We start from the raw sequence: 24392 nt of genomic DNA on the forward strand, positions 1-24392 counted from the left end.
TGTGAGGTACGTACCTCATGGCAAGCGGTTTTTGAGGTACGTACCTCATGGCTGTGGACAGCCGCCGGGAATTGAGGGAAAAGGGGGCAAAGGAGAAGGCCATGCGACCGACGACGAAGGATCTGGCGAAGGCGGCGGGCGTCAGTCTGGCGACGGTGGACCGTGTCTTGAACGACCGGACCGGGGTGCGCGAAGACACCGTGCGGCGCGTGTCGGAAGCCATTGAGCGGATTGGCTTTATCCGCAACATTTCCGCCGCCAACCTGGCGCGCAGCCGCAGCTATCGGTTCCTGTTCCTGCTGCCGCGATCGGGCGATCAGTTCCTGGCGGAACTGCTGGCGCGGATTGCCGAGGCCAATCTGGGCTTTGCCGCCGAAGGCACGCGGGCCGAAGTGGCGCAGATCCCGGAGAATGATCCGCACCAGATTGCCAATGTTCTGGGTGCCCTGGACCCTGACACGGTGGATGGGGTGGCGATCATGGCGCCCGAATCACCGCAGGTGCGCGACGCCAAGGCGCGGTTGGTGCAGCGTGGCATCGGGGCGGTGTCGTTCATCTCGGGTCAGATGACGGCCGGGGAAGGTCTTGGCGGCGAGGATTTCGTCGGCATCGACAACCATGCCGCCGGGGCCACGGCCGGGCGGTTGATGGGGCGGTTTTCCGACCGCAGCCCGGGCAAGATCCTGGTGGTGGCCGAAACCATGCATGCGCGCGACAGTCTGGAGCGGCGGCTGGGCTTTGATGAGGTGATCAACGCCGATTATCCGCAGCTGACGGTTCTGCCCTCGTTGGAAACCCGCGGCGATCCAGAGCGGACCGACCGGATCATCCGCGCGACCTTTGCCAGCAATCGCGACATTTCCGGGATCTATATCCTGAGTTCCGAGGCGCGGGTGCCGTTGCAGACGGTGACGCAGATGACCGCCCCGGGGCATCGGCTGGTGATTGCGCATGAGCGCACGCCTTTCACCGAGGCGGCCCTGCTGTCACGGCAGATCGACGCGCTGATCACGCAGGATCCCGGCCATCTGGTGCGGTCCGCCATCCGCATCCTGCGGGCGCGCTGTGATCGGCGCGAGGTGCTGGCCAGTCAGGAGAAGATCCGGATCGAGATCTTGATCGCGGAGAACCTTTAACGGGCCACAAGGTGGCCGCCACCGATGTCGGTCAGGGTCAGTTTCGTTGGCCCCTGCCCTGCGGCGTGGATGGGGCTGGGAACTTCGCCCGCCAGTCTCGCCGTGAAGGGGCGGACGTGGGTGGGGTCGGGAACCGGAACCGCCTCGATCAGTTTGCGGGTGTAGGGGTGCTGGGGGTTCTGGAAAACCTGCGCGCGGGTGCCGGTTTCGACGATCTGGCCGAGGTACATGACGGCGACGCGGTCGGAGATGTTTTCAACGACGGCCATGTCGTGGCTGATGAACAGGTAGGCGACGCCGAATTCCTGTTGCAGCGTGCGGAGCAGGTCGAGGACGCGGGCCTGCACGGAAACGTCAAGCGCCGAGACGCTTTCGTCAGCGATCACCAGTTGCGGGTTCAAGGCAAGGGCGCGGGCAATGCAGATGCGCTGGCGCTGGCCACCGGAGAATTCATGCGGGTAGCGGTCGAGTTGGTCAGGGGACAGGCCGACTTTGGTGAAGAGATCGGCGGCGGTGGCGCGGCGCGAGGCGGTGTCGCCGATGTTGTGGATCAGGAGCGGTTCGGAGACGAGGTCAGCGACGCGCATTCTGGGGTCAAGGGCGGCCATCGGGTCCTGGAAGACCATCTGGACCTGGCGGCGGACGGCCTTTTTGCCGGCGGTGTCGAGGTCTGAGAGGGCTTGGCCTGCGATCTCGATGCGGCCTGTGTGCGGTACGAGGCCGACGATGGCCTTGGCGATGGTGGATTTGCCGCAGCCAGATTCCCCGACGAGGGCGAAGGTTTCGCCTTTGCGGATGGAGAGGGAGACCTGTTCGACCGCGTGGACGTTGTGGCTGTGGCGGTTGAGGAGGCCGGTGCGCATCGGGAAGCGGACGGAGACGTTGGTCAGGTTGGCTATGGTGTCGCCCTGCGGCTCGGGCCGGGGGGCGCTGCCCATGCGGGGGACGGCGGCGAGCAGGGCTTGGGTGTAGGGCTGTTGCGGTTGGGCGAAAAGCTGGCGGGTGACGGCGGTTTCGACCTGCGCGCCGTTTTGCATGACGATGACGCGGTCTGCCATTTCGGCGACGACGCCCATGTCGTGGGTGATGAGGATGATGGCGGTGCCAAGGTCGCGTTGCAGGTCGCGCAGGAGGTCGAGGACTTCGCGCTGCACGGTGACGTCAAGGGCGGTGGTGGGTTCGTCGGCAATCAGGACTTCGGGGCGGAGGGCTAAGGCCATGGCGATCATGACGCGCTGGCGCATGCCGCCGGAAAGCTCGTGGGGGAATTGGTCGAGGCGGCGTTCGGGTTGGCTTAGGCGGACGGCTTTGAGGGCGTCGAGCGCGCGGGTGCGGGCTTCGTGGCGGGACACTGGGTCGTGGGCGCGGATGGCTTCGGTCAGTTGGGCACCGATGGACATGACCGGGTTGAGCGAGGTCATGGGTTCTTGAAAGATCATCGCGATGCGGTCGCCGCGCAGGGCGCGCATCTGGGATTCCGGCAGTTGGGTGAGGGTGGTTTGGCCGAGGGTGACCGATCCTTCGGTAACCGTGACATTGGGGGGCAGAAGGCCCATGATGGCGAGCGAGGTGATCGACTTCCCGGAACCGCTTTCGCCTGCAATCGCAAGGGTTTCGCCTTTGCGCAGGGTGAAGGACAGGTTGCGGACAAGGGGCTTCTGGCCCGCCTCGGTCGCGACCGAGACGGTGAGGTTCTGCACGGTCAGAACGGCGGTGTCCGGGGCCTGTGCGGCCCCGGATATGGGATGATGAACACTCATTCGAAAACGCAGCGCGGGAAGTAGAAGGAGACGACCCAGTTCGGCATATCGACGATTTCCGAGATGCGCAGGTCGCCGCAGGTCGACACCAGCATGTAAGCCTCAACCGCTGCCATGCCGCGTGTGGCGCAGAGGAAGTCGACCATGCCAGCCACCGCGTCGCGGGAGGCGGACATGAGGTCGGGGCCGATGCCGGTGGTGACCTCATACCCTTTGGCGTCGAGGTGGCGGGTGACGGGGCCGGGTGTGGTGAAGCGCGGGGTTTTCAGGGGGTAGTTCTTCACCAAGTCCAGCGTCAGGACCACATCCATCGGGCTTTCGATGGCGGTGCCGCACACCTCGCCATCGCCTTGGGCTGCATGGGTGTCACCGACGGAGAACAGGCCACCTGCGACTTCGATGGGCAGGTAGAGGGTGGTGCCGGCGTTCAGGTCGCGGATGTCGAGGTTGCCACCGACACGGCGCGGCGGGACGACGGAATGGTGACCCATTTCCGCCAAGGCGTTGCCGATGGTGCCGGCGAAGGGTTTGAGCGGCACCCGGGCTTCGCGGCCGTAAAGCGCGGGGCCCATCTGGCCGGGATCATAGCTCCAGACATGCAGGGCGGGGTCGGTGAACTGGTCGGCCAGAAGGCCGAAGCCGGGGATATTGGCCGTCCAGCCGAAGCCGCGCCCCTCGAACACACGGGGGGCGAAGCTGTCGATGGTGACTTTGAGGACGTCGCCGGGTTCAGCGCCTTCGACGAAGATCGGGCCGGAGACCGGGTTGATCCTGCTGAAGTCCAGCGCGGTGACGTCAGCGACGGTCGACGACGGGCCAAGTTGGCCCGCCGAGGAATCGTTGCAGTGAAACAGGATCGTGCTGCCGGGTTCCACCCTTGCGGCGGGGGCAAAGGAATTGTCCCAGCCGAAGTGGTGTTGCGCCCCGTGGATCGTGTGGTTGCAGGCTTTGCACATGGGCTTATTGCTTCACATAGATGTAGTCGAAGTTGATCGGGGTGGCGACCGGGTCGGCATAAAGTTCCGGCGCGCCGCCCAGACGGGCCGAATGCATGGTGTAGCGCTGTTCGTTGAAGACCGGGACCCAGGGGGCGTCGGCCATCACCTTGCCCATGATGTCGGACCAGGCCTTCATGCGGTCAGCCGTTTGGGCGGGATCGGTCATCGCATCGGCCTTGGCGGCGGCGGCGTCGAGATCCTTGTTGCAGTAATGCGCCCAGTTCCAGCCGCCCGGACCGCCAGAGCCGCAGGACAGGATCGGGCCGAAGAAGTCGGACGGGTCGGGGAAGTCAGCCGACCATGCCATGCCGCCGGACCAGATCATCGGGGCCGAGGTGGGCTCGCCACCGGCCTGGATGACGTTGGCTTGGGCGAGGGACTGGATCGAGGCCTTGACGCCGATCTTGGCGAGGTCTTGCTGGATGGCTTGCGCGATGCGGGGGTTGGGGTCGGTGTTGTAGACGAACAGCTGGGTTTCAAAGCCGTCTGCCAGACCGGCCTTGGCCAGAAGCGCCTTGGCAGCGTCCGGGTCATAGGCGAAGCCTTTGAAGTTCGGGTCATAGCCCGGCATGCCCGGGGGCAGGACTTGGCCGGTGGGCTTGGCGCGGCCGTTGATGATCTGGGTGATGCGGTCCTTGTTGATCGCCATGTTGACGGCCTCACGCACTTCCAGCTTGTCGAAGGGCGGCATGTTGAGGTTCATCGTGATGTAGCCGGTTTGAAGGCTTGCCTTGGAGACGACGAGGGCGGCTTGCGCCGGGTCTGCCATGACTTCGGTGAACTTGGCGGGCGGGATACCGTCGCCGGGGATGTCAATCTCGCCCTTTTGCAGGCGGAGGAGCGCCACGACCGGTTCCTGGCCGACCTGGAAGGTGATCTTGTCCAGATAAGGCTCTCCGGCGCGCCAATAGTCGGCGTTGCGTTCGAAGACGATCTGCTGGCCAAGCGTCCAGTCGGACAGTTTGAAGGCGCCGGTGCCGACCGGCTTCTTGCCAAAGTCCGCACCCTCGGCCTCGACCACTTCTTTCGGGACGATGTAGGAGAAGTTCAGCGCCATGACCTGCAGGAAGGTGGCGTCGGGGCGGTTCAGGGTGATGGCGACGGTCAGCGGATCAACCACCTTGACGCCGGCGAGGTCGGTGGCGGAGCCATCGGCCATCTTGTCGTAGCCGAGGATCGAGGCGAAGAAGCCTGCGCCGGGGGATTGGGTCTTGGGGTTGGTGACGCGGTCGAGCGAGTATTTCACGTCGTCGGCGGTCATTTCGCGGCCGTTGGTGAATTTGACGCCTTTGCGCAGGTGGAAGGTGAAGGTCATGCCGTCTTTCGAGACGTCATAGCTTTCGGCCAGACCGGGGCGCAGGGTGGTGGTGCCGGGGACATAGTCCATCAGGCCGTCGAAGAGGGATTTGATCATCGACCAGTTTTGCCAGTCGTAGCCGATTGCGGGGTCAAGGGTGGCCACGTCATCATGGTAGGTGACGGTGATCTCGCCGCCCTGCTTGGCGGCGGGATCGGGGGTGTAGTCTTGCGCCAAGGCGGGCATGGCGAGGGCCAGCACGAGGGCGGTGGAGGCGAGAAGGGTCTTCATGGTCTCTCCTGTTGTCAGCGGATTTTTATCAGCGGATTTTGATTCTGGGGTCGATGAACGGGGTGATGAGGTCGGCCAAGAGGTTGCCGAGGACGATGGCTACGGCGGAGACGAGGGTGACCGCCATGATGATCGGGATGTCGATGCGCTGGATTGCCTGCCATGCCAGTTGCCCGATGCCGGGCCAAGCGAAGACGCTTTCCACCACCACGACGCCGCCCATGAACACGCCGATGTCGATGCCGATCATGGCGATGATGGGCAGGATGGCGTTGGGCAGGGCGTGGCGGAGGATCACGCGGGTGCGGGTCAGGCCTTTGGCGCGGGCGGTTCTGATGAAGTCCGCCGCAAGGACGTCGATCATGCTGGAGCGCATCATGCGGGCGTACCAGCCGGAGCCGAGAATCCCGAGCGTGACGGCGGGCAGGACAAGGTGGCGGAAGGTGCCGTAGCCGCCGACCGGGAACCAGCTGAGCTGGACGGCGAAGATGTACAGCAGCAGCAGGCTGACGACGAATTGTGGGGCCGAGACGGTGACGAAAGAGGTCATCATCAGGATCTGGTCGGTGAGGCGGCCTTTGGTGAGGCTGGCCACGACGCCCATCGTGATGCCCAGCGCCAGTTCGCAGAAGATGCCTGCGGCCATCAGGAGGAGGGTGGCGGGCAGGCGGGAGGCGATCAGTTCGGCGACTTGGGTTTTCTGCAGGTAGCTGCGGCCGAAATCGCCATGCAGGAGGCCCATCAGGTAGCGCAGGAATTGCACGATGAAGGGTTGGTCGAGGCCCAGTTCGCGGCGGATGTTGGCGACGGTTTCCGGCGTGGCGGAGCGGCCTGCGATCTGGCGGACCGGGTCTGCGGGCAGGACGTAAAGCAGGAAGAAGGTGATGAAGGCCACGCCCAGAAGGATCAGGGCGGACTGGATCAGGCGGCGGAGGAGGTAGGCGGGCATTATCCTCGGCCCTTCTGGGTGGGGTCGAGGACGTCACGCAGGGCGTCTCCGACGAGGTTGAAGGCGAGGGCGAGGAGGATGATCGCGGCTCCGGGGATGAAGACCAGCCATGGGGCGGATTGGAAGTAGGTCTGGTTTTCGAAGATGATGTTGCCCCAGCTTGGGGTGGGGGGTTGGACGCCGACGCCGAGGAAGGAGAGGGTGGCTTCCAGAAGGACGGTGGTTGAGATGCCGAGCGTACCCCAGACGATGATGGTGGGGATCAGGTGCGGCAGGATGTGGTGGATCAGAATGCGTCCGGTGGAGGCGCCGAGGGTGCGCTCCGCAGCGATGAAGTCTCGGGTGGCCAGCGAGGAGGTTTCGGTGAAGATGACGCGGGCGGTTTGGACCCAGTTCACCAAGGCGATGACCATGGCGACGATCCAGAGGCTGGGCTGGAAGATGGCGGCGAGGCAGATGGCGAGGAGGAGTGCGGGGAAGGCCATCATCAGGTCGGTGAAGCGCATGAGGATGGAGCCGATCCAGCCTTTGAAATAACCCGCCAGAAGGCCGACCACGGTGCCGATCAGCAGCGACAGGCCGTTGGCGACGACGCCGATGATCAGGGAGGTTCTTGCGCCGTAGAGGATGCGGGAGAAGAGGTCGCGGCCGAGGAGGTCGGTGCCGAAGAGGAAGGTGGCGGAGGGGGGCATCGGCGCGCCCTCCAGCGTCAGGCCGTCGAACATTTGTTCGTCGGGGGCGTGGGCGACGATGTAGGGGGCGGCGAGGGCGGAACCTATGACGAGGGCGATGACGATCAGGCCCAGCACCGCCAGCTTGCGGCGCAGAAGGCGGCGGATCGGGCCTGCGGGGCGTTGGTCAGCCAAGGCGAGGGACATGTGTGTCCTTTCCGGCAGCGACGACACGGGCGGCGGCCTCTTCTAGGGTGATGCGCCAGGCCATCGCCATTTGGCGCAGGCGATCGTAGGCCTCAGCCTCGGTTTCGCCACGGGCGGCGAGGAGGGTGACGGCGCGGATGACGGTTTGACGCTCTCCCAACCGGCGGCGGAGGCCTGCGATTTCGTCCGACAGGGCGGCTTGGGCGTCGAAGGCGGCGCGCGCCACCAGTAACGTAGCGTAAGCGCCGTTGTCGCCGACCGGTTTGAGCATTTGGGCATGGGCGCCAGCCTCCAGCGACCATTCAATGCGACCGGGGGCTTCGGAGCCGATCAGGGCGATCATCGGCATCGGGGAAGAGCCGGGGGCCCAGGGGAATTGGTCGTGGTGGCCCATGTCGGCGTCAAAGAAGACGAAATCGGCACCGAGGGCTGCGGCGTCGAGGGTGGGCCAGATTTGTTCGACCGAAAGGCCGATGGCGGTGAGTTGACGGGTGAGCGCCTGCACCGTGGGGTGCGGGCGGTGCAGGATCAGGGCTTTCGCCCCGCCGAGGTTATGGATGCGCAGCGGGCGTTTCATTGGACGACCCTGAGCTGGGGCGCGGTGGCGCTGGGGCGGGTGAGGTAGGGGTCGCCAGCGACTTGGCCGCGATGCTGGAGGACGCGGAAGGCACCGTTTTCAACGCGGGCGATCAGGACGGGGAGTTTGGTGTGGTGGGTGTCGGGGTCGATGATGCCCCCTGCCCCGTTGAGAAGGTCTGACAGGCCTTTGGCCTCGGGGTTCAGCGACAGCAGGCGGGCCAGTTCGCGGACGGCGACGAAGGTGGCGGCCTCATGCGAAGAGCCGAAGGTGCCGCCGGGCCAGCCGTGCTGGCCGCGGAAGTAGGGGCCTGCGGCGATGAGGCCCTCGGCCCGGTCACCCAGCGCAGGGAGTTCGGCTTCGGTGAGGTTGCAGGAGAGGACGGGGCAGCGCGCGGGGTGGAAGGCGGCGTCTTCGGTGCCAAGGGCGCGGTAGGCGGACATGAATTCGTAGGACGAGGGGCCGATCAGCGAGTTCAGGATGAAATCGGGGCGGGAGGCGCGGATTTCCTCGATCATGCGGGCGACATCGGTGGAGCCGATGGGAAGGTATCGTTCGCCAAGGATCTGGCCGCCGGCGGTTTGCACGATGTCACGCGCGAGGCGGTTGATTTCCCAGCCCCAGATGTAGTTTGACCCCGTCAGGTAGGCGCGTTTGCCGTGCGTGGGGATGGCCCAGTCCAGAAGCGGCAGGAGGTGCTGGTTGGGGCAGGCGTGGGTGTAGACGACGTGATCGGAGGCCTCGAAGCCTTCGTAGGGGACGGAGTACCACAGGGTGCCGCCAAGTTTTTCGAGAACCGGGATGACCTCTTTGCGGCTCCATGAGGTGACGCAGCCGATGACGTGCTGTGCGGTTTGCAGGATTTCGGCGCAGAGCGGGGCGTAGTGGTCGATGTTGCCGGCGGGGTCACGCTCGACCGCGACAAAGGTCACCGGGCTGTCGGGGTCGGCGTTGATCTGGGCGATGGCGGAGAGGGCTCCGGCGCGGCAGGCCTCGCCGATCAGCGAGTAGCTGCCGGAGCGGGAGTAGAGAAGGCCCAGTTCAACGCGACGCTTCATGCGGTCCCCAAATGAAAAGGCCCCCGCGCAGTCCAGTACGGTACTGCGCCAAGGGCCCTGATGCCAGATCGGCTTTCCGCCGGTATGATGAGGGGAAGCTAGCGGCGGGTTGGGGATGCGTCAAGGCACGCGGAAGAATGGAATGCCCGACCGGGGGCGAATGGCGCGTTTTTGGGCAGTTGGGGTCAGCCGGCGGTCAGGGCCTGCGCGATCCGCTGGGCCAACTGGCGGGCGACGGCGTGTTTGGCCATGCGGGGCCAGGTTTCCTCGGTCTCGGCGGTGATCAGGGTGATGGCGTTCTCGGCGCCGCCCATGATGCCGGTGGCGGGGGAGACGTCGTTGGCGACGATCCAGTCGCAGCCTTTGCGGGCGCGTTTGGCGCGGGCATGGGCTATGACATCGTCGGTTTCGGCGGCGAAGCCAATGACGAGGGCGGGGCGCGGGGAACCTTTGGCAATGGTGGCGAGGATGTCGGGATTCTCGGCGAAGGTCAGGGCCGGGGCTTGGCCCGTGCCGTCTTTCTTCATCTTGGAGCCGGAGGCGTTGGCGACGCGCCAGTCGGCCACGGCGGCGGCGAAGATGGCGGCATCGGCGGGCAGTGCGGCCTTGACGGCGGCGAGCATTTCGGCGGCGGTTTCAATGCGCTGGACGTGGACGCCTTCAGGCGGCGGGATCGAGGCGGGGCCGGTGATGAAGGTGACTTGCGCGCCAAGGTCGCGCAGGGCCGTGGCGATGGCGGTGCCTTGCGCGCCGGAGGAGCGGTTGGCGATGTAGCGGACCGGGTCGATGGGTTCATGCGTGGGGCCGGAGGTGACGAGGATGTGTTTGCCGGTCAGCGGGCCGGCGGTCAGGGCGGAATGGATGGCGGCGAAGATCGCCTCGGGCTCCGACAGGCGGCCGGGGCCGAATTCACCGCAGGCCATCTGGCCTTCGTCAGGGCCTACGAAGTGGATGCCGTCGGCGCGAAGGGTCGCGACGTTCCGCTGCGTGGCCGGGTGTTGCCACATGCGGACGTTCATCGCGGGGGCGAGGAGGACGGGGGTGTCAGTCGCCAAGAGGAGGGTGGAGGCGAGGTCGTCGGCGCGGCCGGTGGCCATCTTGGCCATCAGGTCGGCGGTGGCGGGGGCCACGACGATCAGGTCAGCAGAGCGGGAGAGTTCGATATGGCCCATCTCGGCCTCAGCGGTCAGGTCGAAAAGGGCCGTGTGGACCTTTTCGTTGGCAAGGGCTGCGATCGACAGGGGGGTGACGAATTCAGCGCCGGCCTTGGTCAACACGGGGGTGACGGCGGCCCCTGCCCCGCGCAACAGCCTGATCAGCAACAGGGATTTATAGGCCGCGATGCCGCCGCCGATGATCAGAAGTATGCGCCGGTCTGACAGCATGATGCCCCCTTGGATGGGGGCAAGGTAGGGGGCCGAGGCCGTGACCTCAAGCCCTATCGCTTAGCGCAGGAATGCGGCGGGGCCTGCGCCCTGTTCCTCAAGACTGCGGCGAAGTTTGGCGAAGGCGGCGGCCTCCAGTTGACGGATGCGCTCTTTGGACAGCTTCAATTCGGCGCCGAGGCTTTCCAACGTGCGAGGGGCGTCGATCAACTGACGCTCGCGCACGATCATGCGTTCGCGCGGCGACAGGCTTTGCAGGGCTTGGGTCAAGTGATCGCGCAATACGCTGCGGTCATGGCTGGCGGCGAAAAGGTCGGCGGCTTGGGTGCTGTCATCTTCAAGGATGTCGATCCACTCGCGGCCATCCTCGTCCGCCGCCTGCGTGGCGTTCAGCGAGGCGTCGGAGCCGGCCAGACGCCCTTCCATCATCGCCACATCGTGCAGCGGCACGCCCAGTTCGACGGCGACGGCGGCGCGCAGGTCCATGCCTTCCAGCGTCTCGCCTCGGGCGGCGGCTTCGCGGGCCAGACGCGCCTCGACCCGGCGCAGGTTGAAGAAGAGGGACTTCTGCGAGGTGGTGGAACCGGTCCGCACCATCGACCAGTTGCGCATCACGTAGTCTTGCAACTGCGCCTTGATCCAGAACATCGCATAGGTGGAAAAGCGCACGCCGCGGTCTGGGTCAAACTTCTCGGCGGCCTTCATCAGGCCCATCGCGGCTTCCTGCGTGAGGTCGGGCATTGCGGCACCATAGCGGCGGAACTTGGCTGCCATCGACAGCGCCAGCCGCATGTAAGCGGTGATCAGCTTGTCGAGCGCGGCCTTGTCGCCATGATTGCGCCACGCGCGGGCGAGGTTGGCTTCCTGTTCGGCGTCCAGCAGTGCAGCAGACCGCGCCTTGGCGGTCAGCCTTGGGTCAGCGAATTGGTCAGATGCCATGATAATCTTCCCACCTTGTCAGGTTTTTCCCGTCGTCTCCGCATTTGCTCGCGGTGTTTAGGTCTGATACGCAGCCTTTCCATGAATGGATCATCTGAAATGTGGAATTTATCGGGGCTGACGCTCGTCGTCGGCGGGGCGCGGTCGGGCAAGTCGAGGCTGGCGGAGCGGCTGGTGCTGGGCACGGGCCGGCCGCGGCATTACATCGCCACCGCGCAGGCCTGGGATGACGAGATGCGGGCGCGGATTGCGGCGCATGTGGTGGACCGGGGCGCGGATTGGGTGACACATGAGGCGCCGCGCGATGTGGCGGCGGTGCTGGCGCAGGTGCCTGCGGGGGATGTGGTGTTGCTGGATTGCGCGACGCTGTGGCTGACCAATGTGCTGCTAGCCGAGGCGGATATGGCGGCAGACTGCGCGGGGCTGCTGGCCGCCTTGGCGGCGTGCAAGGCCCCGGTGGTCGTGGTCTCCAACGAGGTGGGCTGGGGGATCGTGCCGGACAATGCCCTTGCCCGCGCGTTTCGGGACCATCAGGGCCGGCTGAACCAGCAGATGGCTGCGCAGGCCGGGCTGGTGGTGGGGGTGATGGCCGGGCTGCCCATGGTGCTGAAGGGGGCTTTGCCCGGCGGGTTTCATCAGGGTTTGTGATGCCATGGGCCACAAATCAGCGCTTTGCTTGCCGGGGGCAGGCCCTTAGCTTTGGGCCAAAGGAGACCCATGATGACCTATGATCTGGTGATCGGAGACCGCGCCTATTCCAGTTGGTCGCTGCGCGGCTGGCTGCTGTTTGACGCCTTTGGCCTTCCGGTGAAAACACATTCGGCGCGGCTTTATACGGACGAGTTGGCGACGGTGCTGCGCGACTATTTCCCGGGCCGGACGGCGCCGACGATGCGGACGCCGGACGGGGTGGTGGTGCCGGAAACCATTGCGATTGCCGAAGAACTGGCCAGCCGGCATCCGGAGGCGGGGATTTGGCCAGCTCAGCCCAAGGCGCGGGCCGTGGCGCGGGTTCTGGTGGCAGAGATGCACGCGGGTTTTGTGGCGCTGCGCAGCCATTGCCCGATGAACCTGCGGGTGTCCTATCGGGATTGCGACCCTCCGGCCGGGGTGCTGGCCGATCTGGCGCGGCTGGAGGCCTTGTGGGCCTGGGCCAAGGATCAGACGGGTGGGCCGTGGCTGGCAGGGTCCTATTCGGCGGCGGATGCGTTTTATGCCCCGGTGGCGAGCCGGATTGCCACCTACAATCTGCCGGTGTCGGCCGAGGCCGCGGCCTATGTGCAGGCGCATCTGGCGCATCCCTCGTTCCGGCGCTGGCGGGCGATGGGGATGGTCGATGGCGCGGATCAGGACTTTTACCGCCGCGACTATGCCCGCCGTGCCTGGCCCGGACCTGCGCCTTTGGTGGCCAAGGCCGTTGAGGGACGCGAGGCGGTGAATGCCGCCTGCCCCTATTCCGGCAAGCCTGTCACCCATGCGCTGGAACTGGACGGCAAGCGCTATGGCTTTTGCAATGCCTTCTGCCGCGACAAGACGGTGGCCGACCCCGAGGCCTGGCCGAAGTTCATGGCATTGCTGGCCTGAGTCCCGGACGAAGCGCGGGGGTTTCACACCCCCGCACCCCCGTGGGATATTTGGGAACAGATGAAAATAGGCGGGTTTACCATTCGTAAACCATTCTCCGGCTATCCGTTAACTTGGGTAAACGGGGGCGGACAGATGGTGGCGCGGGCCTTTACGGTGGCCTTTGAAGGGGTCGAGGCGCGGGTGGTGGAGGTGCAATGCGCCGTGGCCCCGGGCATGCCCTATTTCGGGCTGGTGGGTCTGCCGGACAAGGCAGTGTCCGAGGCGCGGGAGCGGGTGAAAGCGGCGCTGAATGCGATGGCGATTGCCCTGCCCTCCAAGCGGATCATGGTCAATCTGTCACCGGCGGATCTGCCGAAAGAGGGCTCGCATTTCGATCTGCCGATCGCTTTGGCGGTGCTGGCCGCACTGGAAATCGTTCCGCGTGACGAGGTCGAGGGGATTGTGGCCTTGGGGGAACTGTCGCTGGATGGGCGGCTGATGCCGGTGCTGGGTGCCCTGCCTGCGGCGGTGGCGGCGGCGGCCGAGGGCAAGGCGCTGCTGTGTCCCAAGGCCTGCGGGGCGGAAGCGGCCTGGGTCGGGGCCACGCAGGTTCTGGGGGCGGGCTCTTTGGCGGAGGTGGTCGGGCACTTCACCGGGCGCAAGGCGCTGCCGGTGGCGGAGGCGGGCGAAGTTCTGGCCGGACCCCTGGGGCGCGATCTGCGCGACGTGAAGGGGCAGGAACGCGCCAAGCGGGCGCTGGAAATTGCGGCGGCGGGGCGGCATCACATGCTGATGGTGGGCTCTCCGGGGTCAGGCAAGTCGATGCTGGCGGCGCGGATGCCGGGGATCCTGCCGCCCCTGGCGCCGGTGGAAGCGCTGGAAACCTCGATGGTGCATTCGCTGGCGGGCTTGCTGTCGGAAGGCGGCATCAACCGGGCGCGGCCGTTTCGCGAGCCGCATCACACGGCCTCGATGGCGGCGATTGTCGGCGGCGGCAAGGGGGCGAAGCCGGGGGAGATCAGCCTGGCGCACAATGGCGTCTTGTTCATGGACGAGTTTCCCGAGTTTCCTCGGGCCGTCTTGGAGACGCTGCGCCAGCCGATTGAAACCGGGGATATCGTGGTGGCCCGGGCCAATGCGCATATCCGCTATCCCTGCCGGTTCCTGCTGATCGCCGCCGCCAACCCCTGCAAGTGCGGCTACATGACGGACCCGGCGCGGGCTTGCGCAAAGGTGCCGCAGTGTGGCGAGGATTATCTGGGGCGGATCTCGGGCCCCTTGATGGATCGCTTCGATCTGCGGGTCGAGGTGCCGCCGGTGGCCTATACCGATCTGGATTTGCCAGCCTCGGGGGATACCTCGGCCACGGTGGCGGCGCGGGTGGCCAGGGCGCGGGGCGTGCAGACGGCGCGGTTCAAGGACCATCCCGAGGTGCGGGTGAATTCGGAGGCAGAAGGGGCGCTGCTGGACGAGATTGCGACGCCAGATGCGGAAAGTCGGGCGCTTCTGGCCAAGGTGGCGGAGCGGTTCGGGCTGTCGGCGCGCGGCTATCACCGGGTGCTGCGGGTGGCGCGCACGATTGCCGATCTGGCGGGCGAGCGTGACGTGAAGCGGCCGCACGTGGCGGAAGCGGTCAGCTATCGGCTGACGGTGGGCAAGAGTTAGGCCGCTGGCAGGGGTCTTCGCTGCGGCAGGGGGCGTCCGGCGGGACGGATGCGGTCAGCGCGGCGCCGTGCCGCGCTGACCGGTGGCGTCATTTGGCGGCGGCGACCTTGGCCTCGATAACCTCCCAGATCCGGGCCGAGACATTGGTGCCGTCGAAACGGTCAAGCTCCTGGATGCCGGTGGGGGAGGTCACGTTGATCTCGGTCAGATAGTCGCCGATCACGTCGATGCCGACGAAGACCTGCCCCTTTTCCCGCAAGGTTGGGCCGATGGCGGCGCAGATTTCCAGATCGCGCGGCGTCAGGCCGATCTTTTCCGGTCGCCCGCCGACATGCATGTTCGAGCGGGTCTCGCCGGGCTGCGGCACGCGGTTGATGGCGCCCACCGGCTCGCCGTCGACCAGAATGATGCGCTTGTCGCCCTTGGCCACGTCCGGCACGAACTTCTGCACGATCAGCGGTTCACGGCTCATCGAGGTGAAAAGCTCGAAAAGGGAAGACAGGTTGCGGTCGTTCGGGTCCAGCCGGAACACGCCGGCGCCACCGTTTCCGTAGAGCGGTTTGAGGATGATGTCGCCATGGCGTGCCTTGAAGGCACGGATCGTGGTCAGATCGCGGGCAATGGCGGTTGGCGGGGTCAGGTCGGGGAATTGCAGGACCAGCAGCTTTTCGGGGCAATTGCGCACCCAGAAGGGATCGTTGACGACAAGGGTCTTGGGGTGAATCAGGTCGAGCAAATGCGTTGTGGTGATATAGCCCATGTCGAACGGCGGGTCCTGTCGCAGCCAGACGACATCGCACTCCGCAAGATCAACCTCGGTTTCCGGTCCATAGCTGACATGGTTTCCCGGCTCGCGTCGCAACGCGATCGGAAAACCACGCGCCACAACCCGGCCCTCGACGAAAGCCAGACGATCGGGCGTGTAGAAAAACAGTTCATGCCCGCGCGCCTGCGCTTCAAGGGCGATACGGAAGGTGCTGTCTCCGTTGATGTTCACGGACCCGATGGGGTCCATCTGCAGCGCAACTTTCAGGGCCATGATCTTCTCCTCGATCTGAGCCCCTTGATGCCGCAGCAACGCGGCGGATGCAATTGATCAGGCGGCCAGAGCGTTCTCGATGATTTCGATGCGGCCCATGGCATCGACCAGCGCCACGTCAAAGCGCATGTCGGTCAACTGGCCCCCAGGTTCGCCGCCGACAAATTCCGATGCCGTCGCCATGATGCGCTGTTGCTGGGACCAGGTCAGATGCTCGGCCGCTTGGGCATGGGTGGCACTTTTCTTGACTTCAATGAAGACCACGACATCGCCTTCCCGCGCGATCAGATCAATCTCGCCGATGCTGCCGCGCCACCGGCGGGCAATCACCGGACGGCCAGAACGATCGTAGAGCTGGGAAACCTGATCTTCGGCCGCAATACCAGCATGAAACGACGTCCGGCCGCGCAATTCGCGCGTGCCATCGACCACGGATGGCCTTGCCCTCATTCCCGCCCCTCCAAAGACAATGCGAGCTGGTAGACCTCGCGCCGGGGCAGGCCAAAGGCCTCGGCCACCTGGGCCGCAGCATCCTTGCTCGACTGGGTCTTCAACGCCTGCCGCAATGCGTCCTCCACTGTTGCCGCATCGGCAGCCACCGGAACAGCCCGGTCGACCACCAGCACGATTTCGCCCTTGATGTCGCGACCTGCGACACTTTCGGCCAGTTCGACCAAGGTGCCGCGTGTCACCTCTTCAAAACGCTTCGTCAACTCGCGGCACAGCGCCGCCTGTCGATCCGGCCCGAGCGACTCGATCATGTCACGCAGGCAGGCCTCTATTCTGCGCGGTGATTCGTAAAAGATCAGTGAAGCCGGGACCTGCGCCACCTCACGCAGGGCGGATTTTCGCGCCGCACTTTTGGGCGGCAGGAAACCGGCGAAGAGAAACCGGTCGCTGGGCAGGCCGGAGACGCTCAAGGCGCACAGAACGGCCGAGGGGCCGGGGGCTGCCAGAACCGTCAGGCCCTCGTCAATGGCGGCGCGGGCCAGTTGGTAGCCGGGGTCGGCCACAAGGGGCGTTCCGGCCTCGGAGGCATAGGCGACGGACTTGCCGGCCTTCAGCGCCTCGATCAGGCGGGGGCGCATCTGGTCGCCGTTGTGATCGTGATAGGCCAGCACCGGTCGGCCGTTCAGCGGCACGCCGTGGATTTCCATCAGGTGGCGCAGGGTGCGGGTGTCTTCGGCGGCCAGCACATCGGCGCCGCCGAGGATGTCCAGCGCTTTCAGGGTGATGTCGCGGGCGGCGCCGATCGGCGTTGCCACGAAATGCAGGCCGGGCGGGATGCTGCCCGGGTTTGGCGTCCAACTGCTCATGATCGGCGTTCCGGCCCCCGGCTCAAGTTTACATCATCAGTGGTTCCGCTTACTCTGCCTGACGTCAAGGGGCGAGGGGGTATCGCGGGCGCAGGCCCCGTGCTGCGCGGTGCCCCGGTCGATTGTCAGGAGTTTTCCATGGTCGCTTTTCTGTCCCTTGTCCGTCTTGCCTTCCTTCGCCTTGCAGCGGGCCTTGCCGGGCTTGCCCTACTGTCGGCCTGCGAGAGCGGGACTTCGCCCTCTGGCACGGCGGCGGCCTACAACGGGGCCCCGGTCGCCGTGGCGCTTCTGGTGCCTTCGGGCTCGGGTCAGGCGACCGATGATCTGATCGCCACGAGCCTGGAAAATGCGGCGCGGATGGCGATTGCCGATCTGGGCGGGGTCAAGATCGACTTGCGGGTCTATCAGACCGCCGCCAACCCCGACACCGCCGCCGCGATGGCCGTCAAGGCCGTGGACGAGGGTGCGAAGATCATCCTTGGGCCGTTCTACGGGCTTGAGGCCAACAAGGCAGGGGCTGCCGTGGCCGGACGCGGGGTGGATGTGCTGGCCTTCTCCAACAACACGGCCATCGCGGGCGGCAATGTGTTCATCCTTGGCCAGACCTTTGACAGCACGGCGGGGCGTCTGGCCTCTTACGCCGTCTCCAAGGGTCTGACGCGGATCATGATCGTGTCGGACCAGAACCCGGCCGGCGAGGCAGGCAAGACGGCCATCCAGACCGCCGTGACAGCCGCCGGTGGCAGCGTGGCGGCGGTGGGCAGCTACGAGTTCAGCCAGAACGGCATCATTCAGGCGGTCACCGAGATTGCCGCCTCGGCCAAGTCTTCAAGCGCGCAGGCGGTCTTCCTGACGGCGGACACCGGTGGTGCCCTGCCGCTCTTGACCCAGCTTTTGATGGAAAACGGCGTCAAGCCGGAGACGACGCAATATATCGGCCTGACCCGTTGGGACATTCCTTCGGCCAATCTGACGCAGCCGGGTGTGCAGGGTGGCTGGTTCGCCCTGCCGGACCCCGGTCTGGCCCAGCAGTTCCTGACCCGCTATCAGGCAGCCAACGGCAGTGCCCCCCATGCGACGGCGGGTCTCGCCTATGACGGGATCGCCGCCATTGGCGCCCTGATCAAGCAGGGCGGGCCGGGCGCGCTGACGGCCAACGGCCTGACGCAGGGGGCGGGCTTTGTCGGGGTCAACGGCATCTTCCGCTTCTTGCCCAGCGGCGTGAACGAGCGCGGTCTGGCGGTGGCGCAGATCGTCAACCAGCAGGTGACCATCGTCGATCCCGCCCCGCGTGCCTTCGGCGGAGCTGGGTTCTGACGTGAGCATGGCACGGTCCGGCCTGCCTGTGACAGGCCCCTTGCGGGTGGAACCCTTGTTGCTGCCCGCCGAAACCGTGCTGGATCTGGCCGCGCTGCGCGGTCTGGTCGCTGCGACCTGTGCCGGCAAGGTGGCCGACATCCGCGTTGCCCGCAGCGCGGTTGGACGGATCCTGGCCGAGGCGAAGTCCACGGCCAATGCCCGCCTGCAAGAGGCCTTTGCCGCAGATCCGCGCAACGCCCTGCCCCTGACCCGCAGTCAGGCCCGGCTGACCGACGCGCTGGTGCAACTGGCCTTCGAGGCGGCGCAGACCCTGCACCCCTTGCAGATCGCCAGCGATGCCGAGCGCTTGTCGGTGGTGGCGGTCGGCGGCTTTGGCCGCTTGGAAATGGCGCCGCATTCGGACGTCGACCTTTTGTTCCTGTACCCGTGGAAGATCACCGGGCGGGCCGAAAGCGTGATCGAGACCTTGCTTTACATCCTGTGGGACCTGAAGCTGAAGGTCGGCCACTCCAGCCGCACGGTCAAGGACTGCATCCGGCTGGGGCGCGAGGATATCACCATCCGCACAGCCCTGCTGGAGCATCGCCACATCACCGGCGATGCGGCTTTGGCGGCAGAACTGGACGACAAGCTGTGGTCAGAGCTGTTCAAGAACACCGGCAAAGAGTTCATCGAGGCCAAGCTGATCGAACGGACCGAGCGGCACAAGCGGCAGGGCGGCCAGCGCTATGTGCTTGAACCGAATGTGAAAGAGGCCAAGGGCGGCTTGCGTGACCTGCAAACCCTGTACTGGATCGGCAAGTATCTGCACCGGGTGCCCTCGGCCGAGGGCCTTGTGGGGGCGGGGCTTTTGACGGCGGAAGAATTCGCCATGTTCCGCCGGGCCGAGAACTTTCTGTGGGCCGCGCGCTGCCATATGCACTACATCACCAACCGCGCCACCGATCAGCTGACCTTCGACCTGCAGGTCGAAGTGGCCGAGCGGATGAACTACCGCGATTCCGGCGGCAGGCGGGCGGTGGAACACTTCATGCAGGACTATTTCCGCCACGCCACCCGCGTTGGCGAGTTGACCCGCGTCTTCCTGACCGAGCTGGAAGCGCGCCACGCCAAACCGGAAGCCCGGCTGTTGGGCTATCTGAAAAGCCGCAAGCTGGCGCCGGGGTTCAAGCTGCTGCAGGGGCGGCTGGACGTGTCGGACCCGCCAAAGTTCCTGCAGGACCCGCTGAACATCCTGCGGATCTTTGAAGAGGCGCTGGTCACCGGTTACCGGATGCACCCCAACATCATGCGGCTGATCGCGGCGAACCTGTCGCTGATCGACGACGCCATGCGCGACACGCCAGAGGCCGCGAAGGTCTTCCTGCGGCTGCTGCTGGACCACGGCAACCCCGAACGCGCCTTGCGGCGGATGAATGAATTGGGCGTGCTGTCAGCCTTCATCCCCGAGTTTGAGAACATCGTCGCGATGATGCAGTTCAACGTCTACCACCACTACACGGTGGACGAACACATCATCCAGTGCGTCAGTTGCCTCGCCCAGATCGAACGGGGGGAACTGGTCGAGGAACTTCCTGTCGCCTCGGGCATCCTGAAAGCCGGGGTGAACCGGCGGGTGATCTACGTGGCGCTGCTGCTGCATGACATCGGCAAGGGCCGGCCCGAGGATCATTCGATCATCGGGGCGCAGATGGCGCGGCGGATCTGCCCTCGGCTGGGCCTGACGGCGGAAGAGACGGAAACCGTCGAGTGGCTGGTGCGCTATCACCTGTTGATGTCGGACATGGCGCAGAAGCGCGATGTGGGCGACCCGCGCACGGTGCGTGACTTTGCCAAGGCGGTGGAAACCCGCAAGCGGCTGGATCTGCTGACGGTGATGACGGTGTGCGACATTCGCGGCGTAGGTCCCGGCACGTGGAACAACTGGAAGGCCATGCTGCTGCGCCAGCTGTACGGCCTGACCGCCGAGGCGCTGGAAGGCGGGCTGGAAACCTTCAACCGCGAGCGGGCGGTGGAGGACAGCCGCGCCGCCCTGCGCGCCCGCCTGACCGACTGGACACCGGTCGAGATTGCCAAGGAAGCCGGCCGCCACTACGATCCCTATTGGCAGGGCCTGACCACCGACACGCAAGAGGCCTTCGCCCAGCTGTTGCGTGGGCTGAAGGACGACGAAATCCGCATCAACCTGCACCCCGAACCGCAACGCGACGCCACCCGCGCCTGTTTTGCGCTGGCCGACCATCCGGGGATATTTTCAAGGCTGGCCGGGGCTTTGGCCTTGGTCGGGGCCAATGTTGTCGATGCCAAGACCTATACCTCGAAGGACGGCTATGCGACGGCGGTGTTATGGATCCAGGATGCGGAAGGGCACCCCTACGAGGTGTCCAAACTGCCGCGCCTGCGGGGCATGATCGACAAGACCCTGAAGGGCGAGGTGCGGCCGCGCACCGCCTTGGCCGACCGCGACAAGATCAAGAAGCGTGAACGCGAGTTCCGCTTTCCGACCCATGTCACCTTCGACAACGAAGGCTCGGAAATCTACACGATCATCGAGGTCGATACCCGCGATCGCCCCGGCCTGCTGTATGACCTGACGCGGACGCTGGCGGCCAACAATATCTACATTGCCTCTGCCGTCATTGCGACTTATGGGGCGCAGGTCGTTGATGCCTTCTATGTCAAGGACATGTTCGGGCTGAAACTGCATGCCAAGCATCGGCAGGAAAGCCTGGACCGCAAGCTGAGGCAGGCAATCGCCGAAGGGGCCGAACGGGCCGCAGAACGAGCGTAGGGTGACATGAAACCGCAATCTCTGGTCCGCAACATCCTGACGGTTGGGGGGTGGACGCTGGTGTCTCGTGGCACCGGATTTGCCCGCGATGTGATGATGGCCGCCTATCTGGGCACCGGGCCGGTGGCCGAGGCGTTTCTGGTGGCGTTTTCGCTGCCCAACATGTTCCGCCGCTTCTTCGCCGAAGGCGCTTTCAACATGGCCTTCGTGCCGATGTTCGCCAAGAAGCTGGAAGGCGGCGAGGATGCTGAGGGCTTTGCCCGTGACGCCTGGAACGGCATGGTCACGGTACTGCTGGCCTTCACGGTCATTGGCACGATTGCCATGCCGTGGCTGGTCTGGGCCATGGCCTCGGGCTTTGTCGGTGAGCGGTTCGATCTGGCGGTGGAATTCGGGCGGATCTCGTTCAGCTACATCCTGTTCATCTCGCTTGTGGCCTTGCTATCCGGGATTCTCACGACGCATGGCCACTTTTCCGAGGCGTCTTTTGTGCCGGTTCTGATGAACCTGGTCTTCATCGCGGCCATGTGGCTGGCGGTCTGGGCGGGCTGGGACATGGGGCAAACGCTGTCCTGGACGGTGCCGGTCACCGGGGTGGCGCAGTTGGCGTTCACCTGGTTTGCGGCGCGAAGTGCGGGCTACAGTTTCACCTTCGGCCTTCCGCACTGGACGCCGGACCTCAAGCGGCTGGCGTTGATTGCGGGGCCTGCGGTGTTGTCGGGCGGCGTCGTGCAGATCAACATGTTGGTGGGGCGGCAGGTAGCTTCGTATACCGATGGGGCCGTGGCGTGGCTGACCTATGCCGACCGGCTGTATCAACTGCCCTTGGGCGTGGTGGGGATTGCCATCGGCACTGTCCTGCTGCCCGACCTGTCGCGCCGGCTGCGGGCGGGGGACAGCGTCGGCGGTTCCGCCTCGCTGAACCGGGGGGCGGAGTTTGCACTGGCGATGACGTTGCCCGCCGCCGTGGCGCTGGTGGCGATTGCCGAGCCGCTGTGTTCGGTTCTGTATGAACGCGGCGCCTTCTCACCGGGGGATACCAAGGCCACGGCTTTGGTGCTGGCGATCTATGGCGTGGGCCTGCCCGCCTTCGTGTTGCACAAGGTCCTGCAGCCTTTGTTTTATGCGCGCGAGGACAGCCGGAGCCCCTTCCTGTACGCAATCGCCTCGATGATCTCCAACGCGGTGATGGCGATTGGCATGATGCCCTACATCGGGTTTTCCGCCGCCGCATGGGCTACGACCTTGTCAGGTTGGGTGATGGTGGCGCAGCTGTGGCGCGGGTCGCGCAAGATGGGAAGCGAGGCGCATTTCGACGCCCGCTTCAAGCAGCGCCTGCCGCGGATCGTGATCGCCTCGGCTGTCATGGGCGGCGTTCTGTGGGGGGCTGCGCAGCTGATGGACCCGTGGTTGCACCTGCATCTGTGGCGCTATCTGGCGCTTCTGGCCCTGTGCAGCCTTGGAATCGTGACCTATTTCGGCTGCGGCGCCGCAATTGGCGCTTTCCGCCTGTCTGACTTCACCGCCCTGCGCCGTGGGGGCCGGACGGTGAGCGTGGCGGCCGATCCGGGCTGAGCGCGTGAAACTGCCCGCATCGTGATGCCGCAGGCCAAAGACGGGATGGCATTTGGCGTCTGGTCGTGCCCCGAATGGCGGCACGTTGCGGGCCGCCGGACAGGTCGAGGACATGCCGTCGGCTTGCCTGATTCCCGGAAAGGGTCGGTCAGCGTTGCCGGATGCGCGCCAGAACCTTGCTCCACCCGCCCGGGCTGACGGCGAATGACAAGACGAACCCGGTCAGGAACCCGGCGACCTCTGCCGTCCAATCCCAGCCGGCGCCTTGGTTAAGCCCATAGGCCACAAGGGAAAATGCACCAAATGCGATGCGGATGCCCAGAAGGAACCCGATCAGCCGGAACGCCCGCAGACGGCCCGTCCCTTCGGCCGAGGCGCGCAGCCACTGGATGTAGGTGAAGGCCCCGATCAGGCCATAGACCGGAGGATAGCCGCCGATCAGCGGCGCCTGCGTGTAGGGAATCGCCGTATAGGCCACCGCCGCCACAACTGATGACGCCAGAAAGACCGCCAGAACCGACCACCAGTGAAAGACCTCGCCCACGAATTTCGACAGCGCCAGCAGGATCACGATGACGAACACCGCCTGCGTCAGATCGGTGTGGACGAAGGGATAGGTGAAGGGGCGATACAGGCCGTCTACCGGATATTGATGGGCGGCCAGCATCTCACGCAAGTACTGGGGTGAGAAGGCGAAGTCCTGCACCGCCTGTGACCGCCAGCCAATACCGTTCGGCCCGCCGACAATGCCGTTGGCCCCGGCGTTCACCACCAGCTCCATCGCGATCATCGGCAGGGCCAGAAGCCATGTGACGGCGGGCAAGGGGTTGATTGGCGCTTGATTGTGGTCCTGCATGGTGCCTCGCTATGGGGCTTTGATTGACGCCCCTTGCGCGCAGGGATAAGGGCAAGCGCAGCTTTTATCCAGATGGAGTTACCCATGTCCGAGCCGGTCCAAACGCCTCAGACCACCGCCAAGGTTTTCCCGACCCGGATTTTCTCGGGCATTCAGCCCTCGGGCGGGTTGACGCTGGGCAATTACCTTGGGGCGCTCAAGCGCTTTGTGGAAAAGCAGGATGAGGGGATCGAGACGGTGTATTGTCTGGTCGACATGCACGCGATCACGGTGTTTCAGGACCCGGTGAAGCTGCGCCACCAGACGCGCGAGGCGGCGGCGGGCTTCATCGCGGCGGGGATTGATCCTAAGCGGTCGATCCTTTTCAACCAGTCTCAGGTCACGGCACATGCCGAATTGGGTTGGATTTTCAATTGCATAGCGCGCATGGGCTGGATGAGCCGGATGACGCAGTTCAAGGACAAGGCGGGCAAGAACAGCGAAAACGTCTCGCTGGGGCTGTTCGCCTACCCCTCGCTGATGGCCGCCGACATTCTGGCTTACAAGGCCACACATGTGCCGGTGGGCGAGGATCAAAAGCAGCATCTGGAGCTGTGCCGCGACATCGCGATCAAGTTCAACAATGACTACAAGGTGGATTTCTTCCCGGTTGTCGAACCCGTGATCGAGGGTGCTGCTACCAGAGTTATGTCGTTGCGCGACGGCACAAACAAGATGTCGAAGTCAGACCCCTCGGACCAGAGCCGGATCAACCTGACGGATGATGCCGATACCATCGCCAAGAAGATCCGCAAGGCCAAGACCGACATGGACCCGCTGCCGGACCATGTGGATGGCCTGAAGGACCGGCCCGAGGCGAAGAATCTGGTCAACATCTATGCGGCTTTGGCAGGGCATACACCAGCCCAAGTGATCCGCGACTTTGCGGGCGCGCAGTTTGGCACATTCAAGCCAGCCTTGGCCGATCTTGCGGTGGCGAAACTGTCGCCGATCACG

General features: G+C 65.3%; 21 protein-coding genes. 8 read left to right on the top strand and 13 right to left on the bottom strand.

Annotated features, from left to right (window positions below; genetic code table 11):
• Nucleotides 1-101 precede the first annotated feature (101 nt).
• Nucleotides 102-1136 carry a LacI family DNA-binding transcriptional regulator gene (locus AC1Y2B_RS15955; RefSeq protein WP_482254102.1) on the top strand — a complete coding sequence of 345 codons (1035 nt, stop codon included), beginning with the start codon at nucleotides 102-104 and terminating at the stop codon, nucleotides 1134-1136.
• On the opposite strand, the gene AC1Y2B_RS15960 is transcribed toward AC1Y2B_RS15955, so the two are convergent.
• The 9 genes from AC1Y2B_RS15960 to AC1Y2B_RS16000 form a co-directional block, all read right to left on the bottom strand.
• Entirely contained in the window at nucleotides 1133-2896 is a 1764-nt protein-coding gene (locus AC1Y2B_RS15960; protein WP_482254103.1) for an ABC transporter ATP-binding protein, read from the bottom strand. The genes AC1Y2B_RS15955 and AC1Y2B_RS15960 overlap by 4 nt on opposite strands.
• Complete coding sequence (locus AC1Y2B_RS15965; protein ID WP_482254104.1) at nucleotides 2893-3852, bottom strand: acetamidase/formamidase family protein; 960 nt, start codon at nucleotides 3850-3852, stop codon at nucleotides 2893-2895. The genes AC1Y2B_RS15960 and AC1Y2B_RS15965 overlap by 4 nt, the downstream gene beginning before the upstream one ends.
• 4 nt (nucleotides 3853-3856) lie before the next feature.
• Nucleotides 3857-5482, bottom strand: a complete 1626-nt coding sequence (locus tag AC1Y2B_RS15970; RefSeq protein ID WP_482254105.1) for an ABC transporter substrate-binding protein — start codon at nucleotides 5480-5482, stop codon at nucleotides 3857-3859.
• 28 nt (nucleotides 5483-5510) lie between these two features.
• The gene (locus tag AC1Y2B_RS15975) at nucleotides 5511-6431 is read right to left on the bottom strand and encodes an ABC transporter permease (RefSeq protein WP_482254106.1); all 921 of its coding nucleotides are present in this window, start codon (nucleotides 6429-6431) and stop codon (nucleotides 5511-5513) included.
• A complete protein-coding gene (locus tag AC1Y2B_RS15980) occupies nucleotides 6431-7309 on the bottom strand; it encodes an ABC transporter permease (RefSeq protein ID WP_482254107.1) in 879 nt (292 codons plus the stop codon). The genes AC1Y2B_RS15975 and AC1Y2B_RS15980 overlap by 1 nt, the downstream gene beginning before the upstream one ends.
• Nucleotides 7290-7886, bottom strand: coding sequence for an ANTAR domain-containing response regulator (locus AC1Y2B_RS15985; protein WP_482254108.1), 597 nt, complete (start codon nucleotides 7884-7886; stop codon nucleotides 7290-7292). The genes AC1Y2B_RS15980 and AC1Y2B_RS15985 overlap by 20 nt, the downstream gene beginning before the upstream one ends.
• The gene (locus AC1Y2B_RS15990) at nucleotides 7883-8944 is read right to left on the bottom strand and encodes a transporter substrate-binding protein (RefSeq protein WP_482254109.1); all 1062 of its coding nucleotides are present in this window, start codon (nucleotides 8942-8944) and stop codon (nucleotides 7883-7885) included. Before AC1Y2B_RS15990 ends, AC1Y2B_RS15985 begins: the two co-directional genes overlap by 4 nt.
• Nucleotides 8945-9129: 185 nt before the next feature.
• On the bottom strand, nucleotides 9130-10329 hold the full coding sequence (coaBC, locus tag AC1Y2B_RS15995; protein WP_482254110.1) for a bifunctional phosphopantothenoylcysteine decarboxylase/phosphopantothenate--cysteine ligase CoaBC: 1200 nt from the start codon (nucleotides 10327-10329) through the stop codon (nucleotides 9130-9132).
• A 60-nt stretch (nucleotides 10330-10389) separates the two neighbouring features.
• Nucleotides 10390-11268 carry an RNA polymerase factor sigma-32 gene (locus AC1Y2B_RS16000; RefSeq protein ID WP_482254111.1) on the bottom strand — a complete coding sequence of 293 codons (879 nt, stop codon included), beginning with the start codon at nucleotides 11266-11268 and terminating at the stop codon, nucleotides 10390-10392.
• Between the two features lie 81 nt (nucleotides 11269-11349).
• On the opposite strand from AC1Y2B_RS16000, the gene cobU reads away from it, so the two are divergent.
• From cobU to AC1Y2B_RS16015, 3 genes are all read left to right on the top strand, one after another.
• Nucleotides 11350-11916 (top strand): bifunctional adenosylcobinamide kinase/adenosylcobinamide-phosphate guanylyltransferase, encoded by a 567-nt coding sequence (gene cobU / locus AC1Y2B_RS16005; RefSeq protein ID WP_482254112.1) that lies wholly within the window; start codon nucleotides 11350-11352, stop codon nucleotides 11914-11916.
• A gap of 72 nt (nucleotides 11917-11988) precedes the next feature.
• Nucleotides 11989-12852, top strand: coding sequence for a glutathione S-transferase N-terminal domain-containing protein (locus AC1Y2B_RS16010; RefSeq protein ID WP_482254113.1), 864 nt, complete (start codon nucleotides 11989-11991; stop codon nucleotides 12850-12852).
• A 135-nt stretch (nucleotides 12853-12987) separates the two neighbouring features.
• Nucleotides 12988-14499 carry a YifB family Mg chelatase-like AAA ATPase gene (locus AC1Y2B_RS16015; protein WP_482254114.1) on the top strand — a complete coding sequence of 504 codons (1512 nt, stop codon included), beginning with the start codon at nucleotides 12988-12990 and terminating at the stop codon, nucleotides 14497-14499.
• Between the two features lie 88 nt (nucleotides 14500-14587).
• Here AC1Y2B_RS16015 and gshB read toward each other — a convergent pair whose 3' ends face one another.
• The 3 genes from gshB to rsmI are packed head-to-tail and all read right to left on the bottom strand — an operon-like array spanning nucleotide 14588 to nucleotide 16854.
• Nucleotides 14588-15538: a glutathione synthase gene (gene gshB, locus AC1Y2B_RS16020; RefSeq protein WP_482254115.1), complete on the bottom strand. Its 951-nt coding sequence runs from the start codon at nucleotides 15536-15538 to the stop codon at nucleotides 14588-14590.
• A gap of 57 nt (nucleotides 15539-15595) precedes the next feature.
• Nucleotides 15596-15949: a YraN family protein gene (locus tag AC1Y2B_RS16025; protein ID WP_482254122.1), complete on the bottom strand. Its 354-nt coding sequence runs from the start codon at nucleotides 15947-15949 to the stop codon at nucleotides 15596-15598.
• A gap of 35 nt (nucleotides 15950-15984) precedes the next feature.
• Entirely contained in the window at nucleotides 15985-16854 is an 870-nt protein-coding gene (rsmI, locus tag AC1Y2B_RS16030) for a 16S rRNA (cytidine(1402)-2'-O)-methyltransferase (RefSeq protein ID WP_482254116.1), read from the bottom strand.
• A gap of 138 nt (nucleotides 16855-16992) precedes the next feature.
• On the opposite strand from rsmI, the gene AC1Y2B_RS16035 reads away from it, so the two are divergent.
• The 3 genes from AC1Y2B_RS16035 to murJ are packed head-to-tail and all read left to right on the top strand — an operon-like array spanning nucleotide 16993 to nucleotide 22540.
• Nucleotides 16993-18171 (top strand): penicillin-binding protein activator, encoded by a 1179-nt coding sequence (locus AC1Y2B_RS16035; protein ID WP_482254117.1) that lies wholly within the window; start codon nucleotides 16993-16995, stop codon nucleotides 18169-18171.
• 7 nt (nucleotides 18172-18178) lie between these two features.
• Complete coding sequence (locus AC1Y2B_RS16040) at nucleotides 18179-20965, top strand: [protein-PII] uridylyltransferase (protein ID WP_482254118.1); 2787 nt, start codon at nucleotides 18179-18181, stop codon at nucleotides 20963-20965.
• 6 nt (nucleotides 20966-20971) lie between these two features.
• On the top strand, nucleotides 20972-22540 hold the full coding sequence (gene murJ, locus AC1Y2B_RS16045; RefSeq protein ID WP_482254119.1) for a murein biosynthesis integral membrane protein MurJ: 1569 nt from the start codon (nucleotides 20972-20974) through the stop codon (nucleotides 22538-22540).
• 148 nt (nucleotides 22541-22688) lie between these two features.
• On the opposite strand, the gene AC1Y2B_RS16050 is transcribed toward murJ, so the two are convergent.
• Nucleotides 22689-23396 (bottom strand): rhomboid family intramembrane serine protease, encoded by a 708-nt coding sequence (locus AC1Y2B_RS16050; protein WP_482254120.1) that lies wholly within the window; start codon nucleotides 23394-23396, stop codon nucleotides 22689-22691.
• A gap of 84 nt (nucleotides 23397-23480) precedes the next feature.
• Between AC1Y2B_RS16050 and trpS the strand changes: the two genes are divergently transcribed.
• A partial coding sequence (gene trpS, locus AC1Y2B_RS16055; protein ID WP_482254121.1) for a tryptophan--tRNA ligase occupies nucleotides 23481-24392 on the top strand: 912 nt, incomplete at its 3' end.

It is taken from the genome of Stagnihabitans sp. (assembly GCF_964946895.1).

Coding starts and splice junctions, on each gene's coding strand:
- AC1Y2B_RS16015 (WP_482254114.1), top strand. CDS start 12,988: ATGGTGGCGCGGGCCTTTACGGTGGCCTTTGAAGGGGTCGAGGCGCGG.
- cobU (WP_482254112.1), top strand. CDS start 11,350: ATGAATGGATCATCTGAAATGTGGAATTTATCGGGGCTGACGCTCGTC.
- AC1Y2B_RS15985 (WP_482254108.1), bottom strand. CDS start 7,886: ATGAAACGCCCGCTGCGCATCCATAACCTCGGCGGGGCGAAAGCCCTG.
- AC1Y2B_RS15970 (WP_482254105.1), bottom strand. CDS start 5,482: ATGAAGACCCTTCTCGCCTCCACCGCCCTCGTGCTGGCCCTCGCCATG.
- AC1Y2B_RS15955 (WP_482254102.1), top strand. CDS start 102: ATGCGACCGACGACGAAGGATCTGGCGAAGGCGGCGGGCGTCAGTCTG.
- AC1Y2B_RS15975 (WP_482254106.1), bottom strand. CDS start 6,431: ATGCCCGCCTACCTCCTCCGCCGCCTGATCCAGTCCGCCCTGATCCTT.
- AC1Y2B_RS16040 (WP_482254118.1), top strand. CDS start 18,179: ATGGCACGGTCCGGCCTGCCTGTGACAGGCCCCTTGCGGGTGGAACCC.
- AC1Y2B_RS16035 (WP_482254117.1), top strand. CDS start 16,993: ATGGTCGCTTTTCTGTCCCTTGTCCGTCTTGCCTTCCTTCGCCTTGCA.
- rsmI (WP_482254116.1), bottom strand. CDS start 16,854: ATGAGCAGTTGGACGCCAAACCCGGGCAGCATCCCGCCCGGCCTGCAT.
- AC1Y2B_RS16000 (WP_482254111.1), bottom strand. CDS start 11,268: ATGGCATCTGACCAATTCGCTGACCCAAGGCTGACCGCCAAGGCGCGG.
- gshB (WP_482254115.1), bottom strand. CDS start 15,538: ATGGCCCTGAAAGTTGCGCTGCAGATGGACCCCATCGGGTCCGTGAAC.
- coaBC (WP_482254110.1), bottom strand. CDS start 10,329: ATGCTGTCAGACCGGCGCATACTTCTGATCATCGGCGGCGGCATCGCG.
- AC1Y2B_RS15965 (WP_482254104.1), bottom strand. CDS start 3,852: ATGTGCAAAGCCTGCAACCACACGATCCACGGGGCGCAACACCACTTC.
- AC1Y2B_RS16050 (WP_482254120.1), bottom strand. CDS start 23,396: ATGCAGGACCACAATCAAGCGCCAATCAACCCCTTGCCCGCCGTCACA.
- AC1Y2B_RS15990 (WP_482254109.1), bottom strand. CDS start 8,944: ATGAAGCGTCGCGTTGAACTGGGCCTTCTCTACTCCCGCTCCGGCAGC.
- murJ (WP_482254119.1), top strand. CDS start 20,972: ATGAAACCGCAATCTCTGGTCCGCAACATCCTGACGGTTGGGGGGTGG.
- AC1Y2B_RS15980 (WP_482254107.1), bottom strand. CDS start 7,309: ATGTCCCTCGCCTTGGCTGACCAACGCCCCGCAGGCCCGATCCGCCGC.
- AC1Y2B_RS15960 (WP_482254103.1), bottom strand. CDS start 2,896: ATGAGTGTTCATCATCCCATATCCGGGGCCGCACAGGCCCCGGACACC.
- AC1Y2B_RS16010 (WP_482254113.1), top strand. CDS start 11,989: ATGACCTATGATCTGGTGATCGGAGACCGCGCCTATTCCAGTTGGTCG.